Source organism: Paenibacillus sp. JMULE4 (assembly GCF_013337105.1).
GTDB classification, from domain to species: domain Bacteria; phylum Bacillota; class Bacilli; order Paenibacillales; family NBRC-103111; genus Paenibacillus_G; species Paenibacillus_G naphthalenovorans.
Window position 1 is genome coordinate 196,922 of sequence record NZ_SGWF01000019.1, and the last position, 19,242, is coordinate 216,163.

General features: G+C 52.8%; 20 protein-coding genes. 10 read left to right on the forward strand and 10 right to left on the reverse strand.

The window, feature by feature from the left end; translation table 11 throughout:
- Window positions 1-74: 74 nt before the first annotated feature.
- Both EXW96_RS22435 and EXW96_RS22440 read left to right on the forward strand, forming a co-directional pair.
- Complete coding sequence (locus EXW96_RS22435; protein WP_062410674.1) at window positions 75-491, forward strand: hypothetical protein; 417 nt, start codon at window positions 75-77, stop codon at window positions 489-491.
- Window positions 492-513: 22 nt separating this feature from the next.
- On the forward strand, window positions 514-2,040 hold the full coding sequence (locus EXW96_RS22440; protein ID WP_062410675.1) for a DUF4153 domain-containing protein: 1,527 nt from the start codon (window positions 514-516) through the stop codon (window positions 2,038-2,040).
- 16 nt (window positions 2,041-2,056) lie between these two features.
- Here the strand turns inward: EXW96_RS22440 and shc are convergent, their stop codons facing one another.
- The 8 genes from shc to EXW96_RS22480 form a co-directional block, all read right to left on the reverse strand.
- The gene (shc, locus tag EXW96_RS22445) at window positions 2,057-3,964 is read right to left on the reverse strand and encodes a squalene--hopene cyclase (protein ID WP_174351454.1); all 1,908 of its coding nucleotides are present in this window, start codon (window positions 3,962-3,964) and stop codon (window positions 2,057-2,059) included.
- Between the two features lie 59 nt (window positions 3,965-4,023).
- The gene (locus EXW96_RS22450) at window positions 4,024-4,776 is read right to left on the reverse strand and encodes an HAD family hydrolase (RefSeq protein ID WP_174351455.1); all 753 of its coding nucleotides are present in this window, start codon (window positions 4,774-4,776) and stop codon (window positions 4,024-4,026) included.
- A 36-nt stretch (window positions 4,777-4,812) separates the two neighbouring features.
- Window positions 4,813-5,217: a bactofilin family protein gene (locus EXW96_RS22455; RefSeq protein WP_174351456.1), complete on the reverse strand. Its 405-nt coding sequence runs from the start codon at window positions 5,215-5,217 to the stop codon at window positions 4,813-4,815.
- A gap of 18 nt (window positions 5,218-5,235) precedes the next feature.
- Window positions 5,236-6,228, reverse strand: a complete 993-nt coding sequence (locus EXW96_RS22460) for a M23 family metallopeptidase (RefSeq protein WP_174351457.1) — start codon at window positions 6,226-6,228, stop codon at window positions 5,236-5,238.
- A gap of 105 nt (window positions 6,229-6,333) precedes the next feature.
- Window positions 6,334-7,749, reverse strand: a complete 1,416-nt coding sequence (locus tag EXW96_RS22465) for a GerAB/ArcD/ProY family transporter (RefSeq protein ID WP_174351458.1) — start codon at window positions 7,747-7,749, stop codon at window positions 6,334-6,336.
- 24 nt (window positions 7,750-7,773) lie between these two features.
- The gene (locus EXW96_RS22470) at window positions 7,774-8,007 is read right to left on the reverse strand and encodes a hypothetical protein (RefSeq protein WP_174351459.1); all 234 of its coding nucleotides are present in this window, start codon (window positions 8,005-8,007) and stop codon (window positions 7,774-7,776) included.
- Entirely contained in the window at window positions 8,004-9,176 is a 1,173-nt protein-coding gene (locus tag EXW96_RS22475) for a Ger(x)C family spore germination protein (RefSeq protein WP_174351460.1), read from the reverse strand. The genes EXW96_RS22470 and EXW96_RS22475 overlap by 4 nt, the downstream gene beginning before the upstream one ends.
- Window positions 9,173-10,789 carry a spore germination protein gene (locus EXW96_RS22480; RefSeq protein ID WP_174351461.1) on the reverse strand — a complete coding sequence of 539 codons (1,617 nt, stop codon included), beginning with the start codon at window positions 10,787-10,789 and terminating at the stop codon, window positions 9,173-9,175. The genes EXW96_RS22475 and EXW96_RS22480 overlap by 4 nt, the downstream gene beginning before the upstream one ends.
- Window positions 10,790-10,969: 180 nt before the next feature.
- On the opposite strand from EXW96_RS22480, the gene cls reads away from it, so the two are divergent.
- Window positions 10,970-12,400 (forward strand): cardiolipin synthase, encoded by a 1,431-nt coding sequence (gene cls, locus EXW96_RS22485; protein ID WP_054819619.1) that lies wholly within the window; start codon window positions 10,970-10,972, stop codon window positions 12,398-12,400.
- 119 nt (window positions 12,401-12,519) lie between these two features.
- Here cls and ligD read toward each other — a convergent pair whose 3' ends face one another.
- Entirely contained in the window at window positions 12,520-13,428 is a 909-nt protein-coding gene (gene ligD / locus EXW96_RS22490; RefSeq protein WP_062410683.1) for a non-homologous end-joining DNA ligase, read from the reverse strand.
- Window positions 13,429-13,529: 101 nt separating this feature from the next.
- On the opposite strand from ligD, the gene EXW96_RS22495 reads away from it, so the two are divergent.
- On the forward strand, window positions 13,530-14,480 hold the full coding sequence (locus EXW96_RS22495; protein WP_174351489.1) for an ATP-dependent DNA ligase: 951 nt from the start codon (window positions 13,530-13,532) through the stop codon (window positions 14,478-14,480).
- Window positions 14,481-14,592: 112 nt separating this feature from the next.
- On the opposite strand, the gene ku is transcribed toward EXW96_RS22495, so the two are convergent.
- Window positions 14,593-15,459, reverse strand: coding sequence for a non-homologous end joining protein Ku (gene ku / locus EXW96_RS22500; RefSeq protein ID WP_174351462.1), 867 nt, complete (start codon window positions 15,457-15,459; stop codon window positions 14,593-14,595).
- Window positions 15,460-15,646: 187 nt separating this feature from the next.
- Between ku and EXW96_RS27850 the strand changes: the two genes are divergently transcribed.
- From EXW96_RS27850 to rimI, 6 genes are all read left to right on the forward strand, one after another.
- Window positions 15,647-15,853 (forward strand): hypothetical protein, encoded by a 207-nt coding sequence (locus EXW96_RS27850; protein WP_054819625.1) that lies wholly within the window; start codon window positions 15,647-15,649, stop codon window positions 15,851-15,853.
- A complete protein-coding gene (locus tag EXW96_RS22510; protein ID WP_062410685.1) occupies window positions 15,850-16,032 on the forward strand; it encodes an H-type small acid-soluble spore protein in 183 nt (60 codons plus the stop codon). Before EXW96_RS27850 ends, EXW96_RS22510 begins: the two co-directional genes overlap by 4 nt.
- Window positions 16,033-16,165: 133 nt before the next feature.
- Window positions 16,166-17,203: a thiamine-phosphate kinase gene (thiL, locus tag EXW96_RS22515; RefSeq protein WP_217437468.1), complete on the forward strand. Its 1,038-nt coding sequence runs from the start codon at window positions 16,166-16,168 to the stop codon at window positions 17,201-17,203.
- Window positions 17,204-17,223: 20 nt separating this feature from the next.
- Complete coding sequence (gene tsaE, locus EXW96_RS22520; protein WP_054819623.1) at window positions 17,224-17,697, forward strand: tRNA (adenosine(37)-N6)-threonylcarbamoyltransferase complex ATPase subunit type 1 TsaE; 474 nt, start codon at window positions 17,224-17,226, stop codon at window positions 17,695-17,697.
- Window positions 17,694-18,557, forward strand: a complete 864-nt coding sequence (gene tsaB, locus EXW96_RS22525; RefSeq protein WP_174351463.1) for a tRNA (adenosine(37)-N6)-threonylcarbamoyltransferase complex dimerization subunit type 1 TsaB — start codon at window positions 17,694-17,696, stop codon at window positions 18,555-18,557. The genes tsaE and tsaB overlap by 4 nt, the downstream gene beginning before the upstream one ends.
- Before the next feature lie 16 nt (window positions 18,558-18,573).
- Window positions 18,574-19,068, forward strand: coding sequence for a ribosomal protein S18-alanine N-acetyltransferase (rimI, locus tag EXW96_RS22530; RefSeq protein ID WP_074727350.1), 495 nt, complete (start codon window positions 18,574-18,576; stop codon window positions 19,066-19,068).
- The last annotated feature ends 174 nt before the right edge of the window (window positions 19,069-19,242 follow it).

Below are 19,242 nucleotides of genomic sequence, written 5' to 3' on the forward strand. Positions count from 1 at the left end.
TTGCGCTTTTTGTTCGTATTTTTCAAGCTACACTATAAAGTAACGACGAAGAACATTTGAAGGAGGAATGATTGATGCAGTCCAATGTGCTGCCGGAAATGGAGTGCCGCCGCAGCGGCGGAGCGGCAATGCCGCTTACCGTAGGGTGGGAGGAACAGATCCTGCGGGAGGTTGAAAGGTCTGTGCAGCAGGCCCAGACGGAGGAACGGCTGCTGCAAGTCTTTGGGAGTATAGCCAAGCTTGCCTATGGCCGCCTGCATGGAATGGGCTGGGTGGAGACGCTTGTACTCGAGGAGGCCGAACTGTTCGTCTATTGGGCGGATAAGCTGCCGGATCACCGAAGCACTTTAGTGATGCTGAAGGACAGGCTTCCTTTTGGAGAAAGGATCAAAAGCCCGTCCGGTGAAGGGACAACAAAGGAAATGCGCAAGCTGATCCTGGACATGCTCCGATATATGCGCCGTCCGCGGGAAGAGGCTGCGATTCATTAAAGATCTAAGGAGGGGCCTTCATATGATCAAGTCTTCGGAGAGACTGCGAAGCGATGTTATGCTGCTGGCTGCCGCTTTCGGCTGCGGAGTGCTGCATCATTATTTATTTTACGCTAAAGCTTGGGGAGTATCGTATCCTTTATTCGTACTGGTGTTCTATCTGTATTTTTATCTCTACGTCCCGAGAACCGAATCGTTCCGATCCAGGCTTTCCGCTGTCTTGCTCGTGCCAGTGCTGTTTCTGTCGTTCACTTATGTATGGTATACGAACGTTCTGTTGCACGTTCTCAACTCCCTCGCCGTACCGCTGCTGATCATCGTACATACCGTGTGGGGCATAAGAGGAGAGCAGCGCAGCACTTCCGTCGTGCTCCTGCTGGAGCAAGTGATCCTTGGGACGTTAAAACGGCTGCCGCAGCCTGTAGTGATCCTGATCCAATCATTGACCGGGCAGATGAAAGCGGATAAGGCTAAAGGGATGCTCAAGGTGATGTTGGGGATCGCTCTGTCCGTTCCGCTGCTGATCGCTGTCATCGGGCTTCTGGCATCGGCCGATTCCGTGTTTGAACGAACCTTAGCCCAGCTACCTGACTTGATGGGGGACCTTTCTGTGGGCTTGCTTCGCTTCGCTTGGATTGCGGCTGTTACCTTCGTTCTCTTTGCCTATGTTCAGGCGGGTAGGGAAGTGAAGCGTTCGGGTCCGATTCCCGTTGAAGCCCAGGATCAAACGGCCTTATGGGAGCCATCCGACTCAGGGTCTGAATCGAACCGCCTGCTTTCCGTCTTACCACAGCTGGATGCGACAGTAGCCGCTACCATTCTGATGCTGCTGAATGCCGTTTATGTATGGTTTGCCGTTTTTCAGTTTTCCTATTTGTTCGGAGGAGGCGCCGCCGCCCTTCCGGAGGGTATCACTTATGCCTCCTATGCGAGAAAAGGCTTTGCCGAGCTGGTTCTGGTCACCCTGATCAATTTCTCCGTGCTGCTAACCGCTCTATACGGCGTAAAGCGTCCCGGCCGGAAGGCATGGCGCTTTCTTCGCATCCTTCTAGCGGTGCTCATCGGCTGTACCGGCGTGGTGCTCAGCTCCGCGTTTTTGCGCCTGACCATGTATGAGGAAGCATACGGTTATACGGTGACCAGGCTGCTGGTACACGCATTTATGATTTTGCTGCTGGTGCTGTTCATTATTGCTCTGCTTAAGCTGTGGAAAGAGAATTTGCCTCTGTTTCAATGGTATACGGCTGCTGTAATCACAGCTTATGTCGTCTTGAATTATATGAACATCGATGCGATGATCGCCTGCAATAACATTCAAAGGTATGAAGTTACAGGGGAGATCGATGCGGCTTATCTCGGCAGTCTAAGCTATGAGGCCGTACCCTATCTGCTAGAGCTGAAACGCCTGCATCCCGAAGTGCAAGGGGTAGATGACGCGTTGGAGCGCTTTCGGGTAAGACTTGAACACCGTCAACCGGAATCGTGGACGGAGTTCAACCTATCCGTCCGGAGGGCTGGCAAGGCGCTGAATGTAACACAGGCGGATTAATCCGGGCCCGTTTCTCTCACCCGCCATACTTCTTTTTGTAATTTGCGAGGGTCAGTAAGGGCCAAATGTAATTGTAGCTGTGGTAGCGGGTATAAAAATCACCGGGCAGTCCTGCGCCCGTCGGGTATTCGGCAGTCCATCCGGCATTGCCATGTAATACCATTTCAGACAAAGTAAGGATTCCTTTTTGGATGGAATCGGCAGGTACCTGATGGACGGCCACGAGCGCATCAAGCGCCCAAGCCGTTTGCGAAGGGGTGCTGGCATGCAGCGGGACATAGGCTTTCACCTGGTCGCTGCGGCACGATTCGCCCCAGCCGCCATCGGGATTTTGGATCGAGTCCAGCCATTGCACCGCTTTCAGGACAGAGACATGCTGCTTCGGCGCTCTGACGGCCATAAGTCCGGTTATAGCGGCCCATGTCCCGTATATATAGCAGATCCCCCAGCGGCCGTACCAGGAGCCATCCGGCTTCTGATGCCGGATCAGCCAGTCAGCGCCGCGGCGAACGAATGGATGAGCGATATCGAATCCCGCTTCACTGCCCAGATATTCCAGCGTGCGTCCTGTAAGGTCGGCGCTGGACGGATCGATGGCCGCTGCTTCGGCGCCGTCGACGGGCAGAAGCCGGGTAAGAAGGGCAGAGTCCTTGCCCTTCTCGAAAGCGGGCCAGCCGCCGTCCCTGTTTTGCATGGACAGCACCCAGTGCAGGCCGCGATCCCGCGCCTCCCGAAACTGCGGGCCAAAGCGGGCGGGGGTTGCGCGCAAAGCCCTCAGCGCTGCGGTCGTATCATCCACATCCGGTATGATCGTGTTCACATCGGAAAAACCCCAGCCGCCCGGCAGCGGATGATCCAATCCCAGGCTCCAGTCACCGAGCTTTGTGTGCTGGCGGGAGAGCAGGTATGCGTCCGCCCGCGCTATAGCCGGGTGCTCTGCGGAGTAACCGGCTGCCTGCAGAGCGTGGCTGATCAACGCGGTATCCCAAACCGTTGAAGAGGAATTCTGGATATGCTGCTGTCCGTCCGTCTCACCGGCCAACGATTTCAAGCCCTGGAGGGCATTGCGGATGACGGGATGATTAGCATCGTATCGAAGCGCGAGCAAGGCATAGATCATCAAAAAAGTGCTGGAGGCATAGCTGTACAGGGTCCCGTTCGGCTCAATCCGATCCAGCATGTAGGATTCCGCTCGCCGCAAGGCCTGCTGATGAAGCTCTTCGGGGAGCAGTGCGAGCTTCTGGATGCCCGCTTTGATTTGTTCGGCGAAGGGAAACCACCGCGACTCCTGCTCATGCTCTCGCAGCGCCGGATCCGGGTCAGCCGTCAACAGCTCGGACAGGTCGGGCGTTGCCTCGGTTCGTATTACAAATTTGAGGTCGGCGAGGATCAGAACGGGGGCAAGGTGTACCCTAGCATAGCTGGATAAATCATGGAAGCTGATCGGAAGGGAAGAAGGGAGCAGCATCATTTCAATCGGGATTTGGCGGAAACGGGGCCAGGGAACCTGTCCGGTGACAGCCAATATCACTTTGGTAAGCAATCCGCTGACGTTGTGAAGCCCGCCTTTGGCTATAATAAAACGTTTGGCTTTCTGTAGAGCCTCATCCGTTTGATCGACTGTACCTGAGTACAGAAGCGCGTAATAGGCCTCCACCGTAGCCGACAAATGCCCCTCATCGTCGTCATGGTACCATGTCCACGATCCCCCGGGCCTTTGTTTGTCCAGTATCCGGGAAGCCAAACGCCGTATAAGACGCTCGTCGCCGAGCTTTAATAACCTTAAGATAATGATCATATAGGCATCGGTCATTATTCCGCTCTCAAAGCAAAAACGCCATGATCCGTCCGGGGATTGCCGCTCCAGCAATCCCTCTGCCAAACGATTCATGGCGGCTTCAACCGTTCCGGTATTCCGATTCATTCGCCCATCTCCTCTCCCCAATCATTGTATGGGAGAGAACGGGGAATCATTCAAAGTACTTAAGAGCCCGATGCATACTTCGAGAGCGTGTACCCGTGGATCGTTTTCGGAATTTGGATTAATGATGTCAAGGTAAAATAAGCTCCGGACGGCTTGACGTCTACCTCCACCTGATTATACGCCCACTCCCGCTCCGCAGGCATGAATATGGCGTGAATCCCATTCTTCAGTGCAGGCAGAATATCGGTGCGCAAGGAATTGCCGATCATCCAAGTGTTCCTGCGGTCCAATCCGTATCCCCGGATCAACCCGTTCAGAAATTCGGCATTCTTGTGCCGGGTAATATGAATCCGGTCGCCAAAATAACGGTCAAGACCGGCCTCCGTAACTTTGCGCATCTGAATCGCCGGATCGCCCCCCGTGTACAGGTGGAGAGTGTGCCCGTTTTCCTGGAGCTCATTCAGCGTTTCTTCCATATGGGCGTAGGGCTCAATGCTGTGACTGTAAACGGAAGAGCCAAGTGCAAGCAAACGCCCGATTTCCTCCTGGCTCTTGGGGCGTCCCGTCAACTCCGAGTAATATTCGTAAGTATCCACGAACGACTGGGGAAAATGGTCCGGCGAAAATCCGTTTAACATTACCCGCTCCAGATCGATTTGAGCCTGTTTCCTCTTCAATTCCTCCACGGATAACGGATATCCTTGAAACCAGGTCTTCATCTGATCGGCAAACCGGTCGATCACCGAATCGAAAAATTTATTGCAATAAATGAGCGTATCGTCCATATCAAACAGTATCGTCTGTTTACTCATAAGCTACTCCTACTCTCTCTATTAGCTTTCTAATCATTATAGCATGGCGATAGCGATCGTCACATCCTCCTGCATGGACTCGCACATTTCGCTGTGGCCTTGGAAAACAGCGCCCTGTTCGATAATCAGCGAGGCCGCCTGCACCGTGCCGAGGAGGCGGCCGGTAGAGGTGATGCGAACAATGCCGGCCGCCTGCACCTGACCCTCCAAATGCCCGGCGACAACTACATCGCGGGCCCGAAGCGCGGTGGAGCGGACTTTGCCCTTCTCTCCGACGGCGACTTCTCCTGTCGTTTGAAGCACTCCTTTGAATTCCCCTTCAATACGAATATCCGCCTCTGAGCGCCAAACGCCTTCGAATACGCTTTCCGCTCCGATTAACGAAACTTCACCGCCCGATTTGCGGGAAGAGCCGCCATTACTGAATAAACGAATCCGCATAAACGCTTCTCCTTTCTATCATGAAGAGGGCAGGTAAGGCAGCGGGTCGGCGCTCTTATCCCCCATCAGCACCTCATAGTGCAGATGGGGGCCTGTACTGCGTCCTGTCGTCCCCAGCTTGCCAATGGTTTGGCCTTTATCGACAGCTACCCCCTTGCGCACATCGGCGCTGTTTAAATGCATATACCAGGTACGAAGCCCTTGGGTATGCTCTACGATAATATTGTGGCCGTGCAGCTTGTCGTAACCCACGGAATCCACGATACCTTCGGCCGCGGCATATACGGGATCGCCCAGTTGGCCGGCGATATCGATTCCGCGGTGAAAGCTGAGCTTCTTCGTGAACGGGTCTTTCCTGTACCCGTATGGCGAGGTCACAATTCTCGAAAGCGTAGGCCATATGTCGGGCGTGCGCCTCTGGTATTCCAGCTTTGCCTGCAGCAGCTGCTTCGAATGGGAAAAACGGGTATGCAGCTTATCCATCTCCGTTTGCAGCGCTGAATAGGCAGCTCCGGTGGCGCTTGCAAGCTTCCTGATTTCAGCGGTAGATACGGGCCATTCCGGCCCCCCTAGTCCATGGTAGGCGGCAGAGGAATCCGCCCCCGGCTCTGCTGAGGTAACGGCCGCTCCGCCGCTTCCGGCCGCATCGGCCGCGAGCTTTTGCAAATCCTGCTCAAGGCGCTTCATTTCTTCCATTTTGTGATGGATTTCCGCGGCCTGCTTGGAGAGGGCGAAAATGTCATTGTGCAGCTGCTCGATGGCTGCGTTTTTATTCTGCAAATCCTGCTCAAGTGCTATTGTTTTGCCGTGCAGCGCAGCTTTTTGCATATACATGGAAGCGGCGACGTGCAAATGGTGCAGGTAGATCCAACTGGCCGTGACAACCAGGAGCACTACAGCTGCGGTAGTACCCCATAGAGTACCGCGGGACAGCTTGACCCGAATTACGCTTTCATTCGCTTCGGGTATCATAACGAACGTCAGCTTGTTTTGAAACCACTTGAAATTCATGAAGACTCCTTTCAGTTTTTGCTCTTGTCATTGTTCCATACCGTCCGGATGAATGTAACGGAACGGGCGGCCTTGCATCGGCATGGGGATGGTATCTGGATGACTTTAAGAATCGGGTGCCTCCTTTGCCGAGTATTTAGAAACATATTTCATCTCCATATGCGAGGTCAGGACCATCCCGATTAAACAGATCCAATAGCCGGTCGCGCAGATCATGCCTGCGAAAGAGTAATCCCGGCTGACGGAAAGACCTAAGATAACAAATCCGAAACAAAGATAAATCAACAGGTTCCCTATCCGTACCCAGGATTGAAGGGGGATATGAGCCAACCGGTTCTGCATATGCTTGCCCGGGGGGCGATCCCGCTTGTCCTGAGGCTGTCCGGACTTTTGCTGCGTGCTGTCCTTATCCGGGCCGTGACGGTTCTTTTCTGTGCTGCGTATGGGAAAACGTCTCATCCGCAACCAGAGGGCGATCAACAGCACAGGCTGGTAGGCCAGCACAAGGACGGGTGAGCAGTAATTGCCAAAGCTGAACACCTCGGTCGTATTTTTGAAGGCGAGAAGTGTCGTCATGAGCAGAACGAGACTTAGCGGCGAGTTCAGAAGCGTATAATCTCTCTTCTTCAGCAGGCTGGTCACCCCGGTTAAAAAGGCCAGATAAATCAGGATCACCTTGCAGGCCGTCACCGGAAACCAGATGCTAAAGATAAACAAGTCGACCCTGTCGAGAAAGTCCGTAATATGAATTTGCTGCACCAGGCTGTAGCTCGGATAAATCATGTTGCCGGGAAGGTTCGGTCCAAAAACGATCACTTGCAGAAATTGTAAGATCGTCAGCAGCAGAACGGCCATCAGGGTCCCATGTCGAATACTGGACCGGAATTGCTTGATGCTCCACATCGTGTGCATAAAAGCGCCGATGACAAAGACATCGCCGAACCAACCGATGCCCAGAATATTGGAATACCATAAACGGATCGCTGGAACCGTCAAAATGGGTTGCAGCAATTCCAGGTCCAGCTCGTTGGACAGCATGAACGGCAGCAGAAGCACCAACAGGAAAAAAATCGGGAAAAACAAATCGTTCACTCTTGCGATCACTTCCACGCTGGTGCGTCCGTAGAACATCAGCAAAATCATAAACAGCAGGACGATAATTTCTTCCGGGGTTTGGGGAAGCAAGATCGTCCCTATAAATTTGCCGGATGACAGCAAATCCCGCATGAGGATCACCCAGAGGTGCACGACAAGCAGCAGGTTAACGACGGTGCCGATGATCCTGCCGAACAGCGCGAAAATGATCTCGAACAAATGCATATTGGGAAACCTCATGCTAAGCTGCACCAATACGTACCCAAACACCAGAACATACAGTGCAGGGAACAAATACGTAAACCAGGCGTCCATATGCGAGGTTCGGATCAGCTCATGCTGAAGGCTGAGCAGACCGCCTCCGGTTAATAATGATCCGAGCAACCAAGCTGCTTGACGTCCATTAATGATTTGTATAGATTTCATTGTCCGGTTCCTTCCTTTGGTTCATCACTGCGGATGAATTATCGAGAAGATCCAAGGCGATACCTTCTCAACCACATAATGTGTCGGCATCGGCGGTTTGTAGCCCAGCGTTATGGAAACGAAGAGACCCAACGCAACGGCGTAGAGTAAAATATACAACCGCTTCACATCATTGGGCTGCTGCGCCCAGTGTTTGATGTCAAGGAAGATATGGAGAAGCATCAGCAGCGCAAACCCGATCAAAAATTGCGTATTCAATATCCGTTCCCCGCCTTCGTCACATTCTCATAAATCAAACCGGTCTCCGAAAGCGTGTTTTCTACGTGAACATTGAAATCGGCGTCTTTGAACCCTTGCGGCCAGGCTTTCTCATAGGTTTCTTTCCATAACCGGGGATAAGCGATCCACAAGCGTGTCCCCAAGCTGATGGAGTCCGTTTCTTTATTCGCCATTTTTTTTAACGTTTCTTCAACAGAGCTTTTCATATAGGAGCCAATCCTTTGCTCCAGCTGCTTGATTTTGTTTATTTGACTAAGATCGTAGTAATCGTTGCTTTCAATAACCTTGGATTTCGAGTCAATGTATATGTCATAAGCGAGCTTGCCGCCTGCCAGCTTGGGCTGGATTTTGCTGCGGGGCTCATAGATGCTTGCGGTAATGAGCTTGTTCTTTTCTATAGGAACCGTGATTTTCAATGTAACCGGTTCGTTCTTCAGGAGCGCCAGTCCCAGAGCGGTGCGGCCTTCAAAGATCCCGACCATCTTGTCTTTCCGGAATTGGGCGTAGCCGAGAACCTCGATTTCCTTCGATGTTTTGGCGCCTTTCTCGGATTCTTTTACTCCGACATATACAACCACCGGATCGCTGCCGATGGTACTGAGAGATAAAGCAATATCCTTGATGTTTATATTCATCACCGTTCTTGCTTTCACAAGCTCCCGGATCGCCTCGGATGGAAATCTTTCAAACTGCGGGTTCGCTTGCAGAAGGTCATATGCCTTCCCTTTAGAGACGATTAAAAAAGTGGACATCCGGCTTTCCGCCGTACGTGCCGTAGCGTCAAAAATCTCCCGGATCCCTTTCTTGGCATATTCTTCTCCCACCACCAGCGTTCTGCGGTGAGCAAGGAACATCCGTCTGGACATTCTTTTCTGCAGCTTCGCTTGTGCGCTTCTGATTGTATCTCCGACCGCCGAATCGATGTAGTACGTTGTATTGCCGGCCGTACCTCCTCCTCCCCCGGTAGGACCGCCCATAGATCCGGGGAGCGGCAGAAGCACGCTGTAACGAATCGAGCCGTCTTCTTCCAGATCCACCGCCGTGGTGAGGATAAAAGCCAGGTCGTTGATTTCCGTCCGATCCCAGCAGCCCGTAAGGGAGACCAGGATGAGCAGAAGGAGCGGCAGGCGGGTTAGCGCGGGTCTCATTCCTTTTTCACCTCTGAAGACTCATGTTTGATTTTTTTTCCTTTCTGACCGGATTGTTCCATGATTTCCTGTGACAGCGATTCTCCCATTCTTTTTTCATCCTGCAGAGGGATATAAGTCGGCCGTGTCCTCATCAGCCACCAAGGGGATCGGATGATCACGTCCTTCAGGTCGCTCGATGACAACGGGCCAAAGGGCGACAAGTAAGGAATTCCGAAGGATCGCAAGCTTGCCATGTGCCCGATGATGAGCAGGATCGATATCAAGATGCCGTACATTCCGAGCAGCGCGGCGGCAACAATGATCGGAAACCGCAGCATCCGGATGGCGATCGCTCCGTTAAACCTCGGGATCGTGAAAGAGGCGATGCCCGTAAGGGAAACGACGATAACCATTGGAGCGGAAACGATTCCCGCTTCCACTGCGGCTTGACCGACAACCAACGCGCCCAAAATGCTGACAGCAGAGCCGACCGCCTTCGGCAAACGGATGCCCGCTTCCCGCAAAGCCTCGAAGGTGACCTCCATGATGAAGGCTTCGACTACAGCCGGGAAAGGAATCGATTCGCGGGCAGCGGCTACCGAAAGCAGCAGCGTCGTCGGCAGCAAGTCTTGGTGGAAAGTGGTGATGGCGACGTATAGGCCAGGGATGAGCAGGGAGAGCACCATGAAAAAATAGCGCAGCCATCTGATTAGCGTGGCGATCTGAAACCTTTCGTAGTAGTCCTCGCTGGCCTGCATAATTTCCGTGAACACAAAGGGAACGATAAGAACAAACGGTGTGCCGTCCACCATGATGCCTATCCGGCCTTGGAGCAGAGCCGCTGCTACCATGTCCGGCCTTTCCGTGTATTGCACCTGCGGAAACGGAGAATAGGCCGAGTCCTGAATAAACTCCTCGAGATAACCCGTCTCCAAGACGGCGTCAATATTGATTTTCTCCAATCGTCCGATGACCTCTTCTACGATTTTGGGATCTGCAAGGTCTTCTAAATAAGTGATGATTACGCTGGTGTTGCTTTCGCGGCCGATGGTCAAGGGCTTCATTTTGAGGTGCGGCGTTTTCAGCTTGCGGCGAATCATGGAGGTGTTGGTTCGTATATTTTCAACGAAGCCTTCCCTTGGTCCCCGGATAACGGTCTCCGTATCCGGTTCATTGATCGAACGCTTTTCCATGCCCCGAATCCCAAGCATTAAAGCTTTGTTGTTTCGATCGACGATCAGTCCCGTATCCCCGCCCAGCACCGAGAGCAGGAGATCCGCATAATTGTTCGCTTTCTGGATTTGCGAAACGGGGAGCACCGATTCCGATATGTTATCGATAAGCTGCTCTCCGCCCTCCAGAATCATAAGCGTCTTCATCGCTTCATTGACGAGCTCCGTATTGGTTAATCCATCAACAAAGAACAGGATGGCATCCTGGCTTTGCTCCAGCCTAAATTCGCGAATGACAAAATCGGAGCTGTCCTTGAACAGCTCTTTCAAATAATTTTTATTCTCCTCCAGACTAAGGAAAACCGGTACCGAACGGAGCTCGTCGATAAAGCGGTAATTCCGTTTTTGCAGCAGGCTTTCTTCATCTTCCTTTTGTTTCTTGCGGTTGATTCCCGTCATGATCCTGACGACCTCCTTCGCTCACTAGGTCAAATCCAAGCTTTGCCGAAGCATGTTCGGTATATTTTTCTCCAATTGCGAAAAATTATGACAATCTTGATTCATCTTGTTACAATCAGGGGGAATAGGTCCTTGCGCATATGTAAATGATAGACACCAGTTAAAGGGGGAAGGCTAGCGGTGCTGTGGCTCGTTATAGCGTTGTTATTATTCATTCTGCAGATATTGACCATTCTCATCGGAGAGTTCCGGCATCCGCCCAAAGCCATGGCCTGGCTTTTTATTCTGTTTATTATTCCGGTCGTCGGTTGTGTTATGTACTATTTTCTGGCCAAAGAATACAACCGCAGAAGAAAGGTGCGGCGCAGAGGGCTGTCTGCAAGAAGCGATATTCGTCTTGTGGGGTCAAAACTAAAGGCATCGGATCCCGAGTGGGATGACAATCAATTTAAAAACTGGCGGCACGAACAAAGGCTATTCGCCCTGCTCAACAATATTCCCGGTTCACAAGTTACCTACCGCAATGAGATCGAAGTGCTAACGAATGCCAGTGAGGCATACCCTGCCATGCTCGAGGCGATGGAGCAGGCGAAGGATCACATCCATTTTGAATTTTATACGATCCGCGATGACGGAGTGGGGAAGCAATTTCAAGATGTATTGATCCGTAAGGCGCGGGAAGGCGTGAAGGTTCGTTGTATTTTTGACGGGATCGGCAGCTATCAATTGAGCAGCAAGTTTACAGATGAGCTGAAGCAGGCCGGTTGTGAAGTCTATTTTTTTCTGCCCATCATGATCGCTTTTTTCAATCAGCGAATCAATTACCGGAATCATCGTAAAATCGTGGTGGTGGACGGGCTAAAGGGGTTTGTCGGCGGCATCAACATCGGAGATGAATATTTGGGCGGGAATCCGAAGCTCGGTTTTTGGCGGGATACGCATTTGAAGCTGGAGGGCGACGTGGTGTATTCCCTGCAGCATACGTTTTTGGTCGATTGGCTGTTTGTCAGCGGTAACCGCCTTACGGACACCAGCCTGTTTCCCGAACATGAGTGCCGCGGCCGGAAGCCGGCGCAGATCATAGACAGCGGACCTGATGCGCACTGGGATGCAATCCTGGAAATGTACTTCGGAGCCATTACGGCGGCAAAGAAACGACTCTATATAACAACGCCTTATTTTATCCCGGACGCCAGCATCTGCATGGGACTCAAAACGGCGGCAATCAGCGGTGTCGATGTGCGTATTATTTTCCCGCAGAAGTCGGATTCAAGCATTGTAAATTATGCATCCATGTCTTACTTTGAGGAATTGCTGCAGGCGGGAGTCCGGTTTTATGCCTACCAAAAAGGGTTTATTCACGCCAAGGTGATGCTGATCGACAATCTGCTGGGGACCGTTGGAACGGCGAATGTGGACATGCGCAGCTTTTACAGCAATTTTGAACTGAACGCCGTAGTGTACGATAGGGAGACGCTGCATCGGTTGGAAAGTGATTTCCTGCATGATTTGAAGGATTGCCGCGAGATCAAGCTGGAAGCGTTCGAAAAACGGTCCCGATGGCAGAAAATCAAGGAGGTTATGGGGCGCATTTTATCTCCGCTGTATTAAAGCTTCCTGCAGGATATGGATGGTATCCCGGCCCCTTACGAACACGATTCCCCTCGCTCCGCTGCACGTCATTCAGGAGTTAACGCGCAAGGTCCGAGGCGGAACCTGTATCCTGAATGTTATTTCCTGATGAACGACAGTACATGATCGAGATTTTGCGGGGGGAGCTGAGCAATCAGGTCTCCTTTTTGCTGCAGGCGTTCGATGATGTTGAGCAGGTGAAAGTCGCGCGGATCGCAGCGCAAAGACACTTCCTCCCAGGTCAGCGGCGTCGACACCGTGGCATCCTTGCGGGCACGGGGCGTATAGGGAGCGGAGAGCGTTTTGCCGTACCAATGCTGCAAATAGTCGATATAAATTAAAGTGCCGCGGTCTTTCTTCAGCCGCTCCACCGTAAACAGCTTCGGGTGCTTTTGTACCGCATAGGAGGCGACGAACTGCCCGATACCACGCAGCTCTTCGAAGGTATACCCGCGGTCAGCCGGAATCGGAACATAAATTTGTACGCCGGTTGCACCGGATGTCTTGGGCACGGACTTGATCTTCATGCCCTCAAGGATCTCTCCGATGATTTCCGCAGCCTCCATGATGCGCGGCTCTGGGTCGACACTCGGGTCGATGTCGATCAACCATTCGACCGGAAGCGTCTCCCCGATCCGATGGAAGGAGGGATGAAACTCCAGACAGGCCAAATTTCCCAACCACAGCAGCGTAGGCAGAGAGTCGAGGTGAACGTAATTAATCGACTCAAGCACAGCTGTTTTCACAAAATCGGGCGTGGGCTCCGGCGCATTTTTCTGGTAAAACGATTTATCGTTCCAGCCATGAGGAAACCGGATCGTCGTCAAATAACGGTTTTTGCAGTAAGTCAGCAAGTAGGGTGAAAGCTGGGCCAGCTTCTCCAAATACATCGCTTTGGTGATCCCCTTCTCAGGCCATAACGGCTTATCGGGATTTGTGATCGTCAGTTCATGACCATCAACCCTCAAGGCGCCCTTCGTTTTCTTATGTTTAGCGGTCACAGCCATTGGACAGCTTCACTTCCTTTTCTAAGTGCTATTCATAGCTTTTCGCCGAATGGGGAATCGTATCCCTTGAAGAAAGGCAGGCGGTGACCGGAATGTGTCCGATGAAGCCCGTCATTCCCTTCGAACCGGTGTCCGAAAGCTTAGTGCCTTCAGAGGACCGTTGGATTCACCAGGTCAAATGGGATGGCGTCCGTATGTTGACTTATTACGACGGCCGGCAGTGCCGTTTATTTAACCGCAAATTGAATGAAAGAACGTTCCAATACCCTGAGCTTACGGAGGTACAAAAGTATTGCCGGGCCGATTCCGTTATTCTTGACGGCGAAATTATAGCGCTGGGCAAGGACGGGAAGCCCTCGTTTCATGAGGTCATGAAGCGGGACGGCATCCGCAAGCTGGACAGGGTTCCACAGGCGATGAGGCAGGTGCCCGTTGCTTACATGCTCTTCGATCTGCTGTATTATGACGGCCAATGGGTATTGAATAATCCGCTCAGCGCCCGGTTGGAGCTGCTGAACCAAACGATTATTCCGGGCCCTGTCATTCAGATTGTTCCTTCGTATGATGACGGAGCAGCTTTATTTCAAATGACGCGACAGCAGGGCCTGGAGGGAATCGTCAGCAAGGAGCTTCACAGTACGTACAGCATTAACGGGAAAGACAGGCGATGGGTTAAAGTCAAAAATTACGGGGATATCGCAGCGGTCGTCGGGGGCTATACGCTAAACGGAGGCATTGTGAATGCGGTACTTGTCGGAGTCTACACCGCGGAAGGAAAGTTATGGTATATCGGCCATGTCGGAACCGGCAAGCTGAAAAAATCCGAATGGGTCGAGTTAACGGCCAAGCTGAAACCGGCGACCATCCGGGACAAGCCCTTCGACAATGAGCATCCGGAAATGAAAGGGGCTTATTGGGTCGAGCCCAGGCTTGTGGTCAAGCTTCAGTATACGGAATGGCGATGGCAGGAGGGGCGCACCTTGCGGCAGCCTTCCATTCAGGCCTTTATCGATGTGCCTCCTCGGGAATGTGTGTTTGACGGAGTGTTATGACGGCATAGTAGTGCCGCTTCGCCCGTTCATGAAGGGGATCAAGCCAATTTGTGCATCAAAAAGGTTACCCGCCGCGTTTGGATTCCGACAGGTAACCTGTATGAATGACCGATCAGGAGCCGACCGTTTCCTTCGCCTTCGTCTTTGCTTTTCCTTTTTTGCCTGCTGCTTTGGGCTTATCCGCCGCTGCAGCCGCAGGATCGGGTGTTACCGGCTTCACTGCTTCCAAGCTGGCCTGAAGCGCCGCCATCAGGTCGATGACGTTGGTTTTACGCTGTTCCGGCGCCACACGGATCTGTTGTCCGGAAATTTTTTGTTCGATGGCCTGCATTACGGCAGCACGATAATCATCCTTATACTTTTCAGGCTCGAATTCCGTCGAGAGCTGGTTTATCAGCATCTTGGCCATTTCGAGCTCTTTGTCGTTCACGTTGATTTGCTCCGGCAGCCCCGGCACCTGATCGACAGAGCGGATTTCATCGGGGTAAAAAATCGTCTCCATCGCAATACAGCGGTCGATGATGCGGATGGCGGCGAGGCTGCTCTTGGAACGAATCGACACCTTGGCGATGCCGATTTTACCCGTTTGTTTCATGGCTTCCAGCAGCAGATTATAAGCCCCGGCGCCGGTTTCATTAGGTGAAAGATAATACGTCTTCTGAAAATAAATAGGGTCAATGTCGGAGAGATCGACAAAATCGAGAATTTTAATTTCCTTCGTCGCTTCGCCGGCTAAACTTTCGAGCTCGTCCTTGTCAAAAAGCACGAAGGAACCAGGCTCATATTCATAGCCTCTGACAATCTCAGACCACTCGACCTCACGCTCGCAATGCTGGCATTTGCGCACGAAGTTAAGCGGGGTGCTGCATTCCTTATGAATCATCCGCATAGAGATATCCTTGTCTTCGGTGGCGGAAAACATTTTTACCGGTACGTGGACCAAGCCGAAGCTGATGGCGCCTTTCCAGACTGTATGCATGACGGGTTACCTCCCAGGGCTTACAGAAGCCCTCCTTTTTCCGTTAGTATGCACATCGGAAGCGGGATTCATGAAGTTTTATTCCTCGTTGTATGGAGTTCCGTGCGGTTGGGACATCCTAACAGGAGACGGCGGCGTTCAGGGAAAATGGAGCCGGTCTCATCTTCAGATCAAGGAGGGAACAACGTTGACGGAAGCCAATACGTCAGGCGGGAACAATACTGCGGATACGTCGAATGAAGGCCGGGATACCAGCTTTATGGATATCGACCGCATGATAAACGAAGGCTTGGGAGGCGGTACGGTCAGTATACATAACGGACTGATCGAGGAGAGTACGACCGATACGATGGATTATCCGGAGTCGGTGCTAAACGGCGGTGATGAACAATGAATCTGGCCCGCGCGCAGCAGATTTTGAATGCAGATGAGAAAATCGACGTGGAGCTGAACGGCGTATCCGTATGGATCGATAGCATCGATGCGGAGGAGAAAACCGCCAAGGTTCACGCGGAGCACCAACCGGCCGATACCCGTGTGGTTCCGGTTGAGGAACTTGAGGAAGTAAAGTAAAGCAAAGCAAGAGCTTTCCCTGAGCGTCTGCCGCCATTTCGAGGGCAGGAAGGCAAAGGGGAAGCTTTTTTGTTGCTACAAAAAGGCGGTAGGGCTATAATAGTGGTCAAAACATTAGCGGAGGCGGATAGCATTGAGCTCGATCGAGGAATTTGCCTTGATTCGGCTGCTGACCGGCGGCAAGCAATCGACTGCTTTTCAAAAGGCAAAGGGCGTGGAAACGGGAATCGGAGACGATGCGGCCGTTGTGCATGTCCCGCATGGAAGCCGTTTGATACTGACTTGCGATACGATGACGGAAGAAATCCATTTTAAGCGTGTGACCATGCGGGATACGGACGTCGGATACAAGGCTATGGCATCGTCCGTAAGCGATATTGCCGCCATGGGCGGGACGCCGCGGTTTGCGCTGGTCGCACTCAGCCTTCCGAAGGATGCGCCGGTAGAGCGGGTTCGCGCGATGTACGAGGGATTGTATGACTGCGCCTCCCGCTATGGCGTTGCGATTGTAGGCGGCGATACGACGGCAAGCGCCGGAGGCATTACCTTGACGGTTACGGTTATCGGTGAAACCGAAGCGGACAAAGCGCTGCTGCGTTCTGCGGCGCGGTCGGGCGACGTTGTCTTTGCCACCGGGCTATTGGGCCGCTCCGCGGCGGGATTGGAATACCTGCTCGGGCTTGCGCAGCCATCGGATGTTTGGGATACTGTACCCGAGATGGAAATGTACCGGCCGCTGATACGAGCGCACTGCCGGCCCGAGCCCCAGGTGCAAGCCGGAGAGCTGCTTCGTCAGTCGGGGTTTCGTCATGCGCTGAATGACGTGAGCGACGGGCTTGCCAGCGAAGCCTGGGAGATTGCCGAAGCTTCCGGGGTCGGTATCGATCTGAATGAGGATCAAATCCCTGTGGCGGAGGAGCTGCTTTCGTATGCCGCGCGGGTAAACAGGGATCCGTTAGATTATATCCTGTACGGCGGAGAAGACTATCAATTGGTTGGAACGGTGCCTGCCGAGCATGCCATGGAGCTGCAGGCCGCTTTTAAGACGGCGGGGCTCCCGCTTTATCTGATTGGCTGTGTGAATGCCGAGCATCAAGGCGTTCGGCTTGTGCGAAGCAGCGGCGGTACGCTGCCCCTCGGCAAGCGGGGTTACAATCATTTTGGCAGTTAAAAAGACGGAGGAATGGAAGAATGCCCTTATATGAATACAGGTCACGCAGTGTGGGGGACACGTCTCGGCTGGCAGAACGCTTAGCCTCGTTGTTTATTCCCGGCACCGTGCTGACGCTGGACGGGGAACTGGGCGCCGGTAAAACCACGTTCTCCCAGTCGGTTGCGAAGGCGATCGGGGTGAAGGAGATCGTAAACAGCCCTACCTTTACAATCATCAAAGAATATGAAGGAGAACGGTTTCCTTTTTACCATATGGATGTGTACCGCTTATCTGCCGAAGAGGCGGACGAACTTGGATTGGACGAATATTTTTACGGTCAGGGCGTGACTTTGATTGAATGGGCGTCCATTATCGAGGACCTGCTGCCGCCCGAGCGGCTGGCTGTGCGGATCGAGCATGATGGTGAGCAAGGACGGCGCTTCCAATTGATTCCCTATGGCGAACCTTACGAAGAATGGTGCCTGAAACTGAAGGAGAACGGATACTTATGATAACTGGAACGGGAACGGATCAAACCGGCCGGCACGGCGGCCTGATGCTTTCCGTGGATACGTCAACGGCATCCATGACGATTGCGCTCACCCGGGAAGACAAGCTGCTGGGAGAGATGACGTCGAAAGCGGAAAGAAACCATTCGCTGCACCTGATTCCCGCGATGAAGCGTCTTATGACGGAGGTGGACGTCAAGCCGGCGGAGCTTAACGGGTTTGCCATAGGCGTCGGCCCCGGATCGTATACGGGAGTACGTATAGGAGTAACGGCAGCAAAGACGTTTGCATGGACGCATAAACTGTCGCTGTTTGGCGTATCCACATTGGAAGCCATGGCGCTCGGAGGGGCGGAAACGGCTGTGACCGGAGCATCGTTTGGTATGACCGGGGAAATGTCGGAAGTCCGTGACGGTGAATTAGGCGCACTGGACCGCGTTCTGAAAGAGACGGAGAGAGCCCGCGAAACGGTATGGCTCATTCCTCTCATTGATGCGCGCAGGGATCAGGCATTCACGGCTTTATACGAGGCAGGTGCCTCCGGCTGGAAGTGTGCCGTCCCGGACGGCATCCGGCTTATGGCCGCCTGGACGGAGGAATTGGCATTGCATGCCGCTAAACACCAACCGGACCGGATCGTCTTTACCGGTGAGCTTGAGCAGCATTCGGAGTCGATTCGATCCTTTGCATCCCGCTGTGCCGGGCGTGTGGAGGAAATGGTTCACGGCGTGAGGGCCCGCCATGTCGCAGAGCTCGGCCGTATTCGATGGAAGCGGGGGGAAACCGAGGATGTTCACGGGTTGGTTCCGAATTATACGCAGCTGGCGGAGGCCGAAGCCAAGCTTCTCGCTCAACGATCATAGAGGAGGACGGTCCGCTATGGAACGTAAACAGGAAACGGAAGCGATTCCTGACAGTGATGTGCAATTCAGAGCGATGCGACGAGAGGACATACCTGTCATCTGTGAGATCGAGCGGGAGTCGTTTACTACGCCCTGGACCGCCGGGGCTTTTGAGAATGAGCTGTCAAACAATCAGTTCGCCCAATATATTGTGATTGAGCATGACGGCGAGATCGCCGGTTACGGCGGAATGTGGCTTATTATGGAAGAAGCGCATGTCACCAATATAGCGATCCGGGCAAAATACCGGGGTCGCAAGCTGGGAGAACGATTGCTGACGGAAATGCAGCGCACCGCCAGCTTTTATGGGGCGGTACGGATGACGCTTGAGGTGCGCCCATCCAACAAGATTGCCCAGCGGCTGTACGAGAAAAAGGGATTTCGGTCTGTAGGCGTTCGCCGGGGATATTATACGGATAATAAAGAAGATGCCATCATCATGTGGGCGGATCTTCCAAAACGAACCGTATAAGCAAATAACGGCGAGCAATTTCGCTTCTGCAAAACCAATGAAGTAAGGAAGTATGAGAATTGCGATCCTGAGATTTTGACATTCAGGAACACTGAGCAATTTCGTTTCTGCAAAACCAATGAAGTAAGGAAGTATGAGAATTGCGATCCTGAGATTTTAACATTCAGGAACAGG

What these genes read in the sequence shown, in the direction of transcription:
- EXW96_RS22435 (WP_062410674.1), top strand. Translation starts at nt 75, where the DNA reads ATGCAGTCCAATGTGCTGCCGGAAATGGAGTGCCGCCGCAGCGGCGGA.
- EXW96_RS22440 (WP_062410675.1), top strand. Translation starts at nt 514, where the DNA reads ATGATCAAGTCTTCGGAGAGACTGCGAAGCGATGTTATGCTGCTGGCT.
- shc (WP_174351454.1), bottom strand. Translation starts at nt 3,964, where the DNA reads ATGAATCGGAATACCGGAACGGTTGAAGCCGCCATGAATCGTTTGGCA.
- EXW96_RS22450 (WP_174351455.1), bottom strand. Translation starts at nt 4,776, where the DNA reads ATGAGTAAACAGACGATACTGTTTGATATGGACGATACGCTCATTTAT.
- EXW96_RS22455 (WP_174351456.1), bottom strand. Translation starts at nt 5,217, where the DNA reads ATGCGGATTCGTTTATTCAGTAATGGCGGCTCTTCCCGCAAATCGGGC.
- EXW96_RS22460 (WP_174351457.1), bottom strand. Translation starts at nt 6,228, where the DNA reads ATGAATTTCAAGTGGTTTCAAAACAAGCTGACGTTCGTTATGATACCC.
- EXW96_RS22465 (WP_174351458.1), bottom strand. Translation starts at nt 7,749, where the DNA reads ATGAAATCTATACAAATCATTAATGGACGTCAAGCAGCTTGGTTGCTC.
- EXW96_RS22475 (WP_174351460.1), bottom strand. Translation starts at nt 9,176, where the DNA reads ATGAGACCCGCGCTAACCCGCCTGCCGCTCCTTCTGCTCATCCTGGTC.
- EXW96_RS22480 (WP_174351461.1), bottom strand. Translation starts at nt 10,789, where the DNA reads ATGACGGGAATCAACCGCAAGAAACAAAAGGAAGATGAAGAAAGCCTG.
- ligD (WP_062410683.1), bottom strand. Translation starts at nt 13,428, where the DNA reads ATGGCTGTGACCGCTAAACATAAGAAAACGAAGGGCGCCTTGAGGGTT.
- EXW96_RS22495 (WP_174351489.1), top strand. Translation starts at nt 13,530, where the DNA reads ATGAAGCCCGTCATTCCCTTCGAACCGGTGTCCGAAAGCTTAGTGCCT.
- ku (WP_174351462.1), bottom strand. Translation starts at nt 15,459, where the DNA reads ATGCATACAGTCTGGAAAGGCGCCATCAGCTTCGGCTTGGTCCACGTA.
- EXW96_RS22510 (WP_062410685.1), top strand. Translation starts at nt 15,850, where the DNA reads ATGAATCTGGCCCGCGCGCAGCAGATTTTGAATGCAGATGAGAAAATC.
- tsaE (WP_054819623.1), top strand. Translation starts at nt 17,224, where the DNA reads ATGCCCTTATATGAATACAGGTCACGCAGTGTGGGGGACACGTCTCGG.
- tsaB (WP_174351463.1), top strand. Translation starts at nt 17,694, where the DNA reads ATGATAACTGGAACGGGAACGGATCAAACCGGCCGGCACGGCGGCCTG.
- rimI (WP_074727350.1), top strand. Translation starts at nt 18,574, where the DNA reads ATGGAACGTAAACAGGAAACGGAAGCGATTCCTGACAGTGATGTGCAA.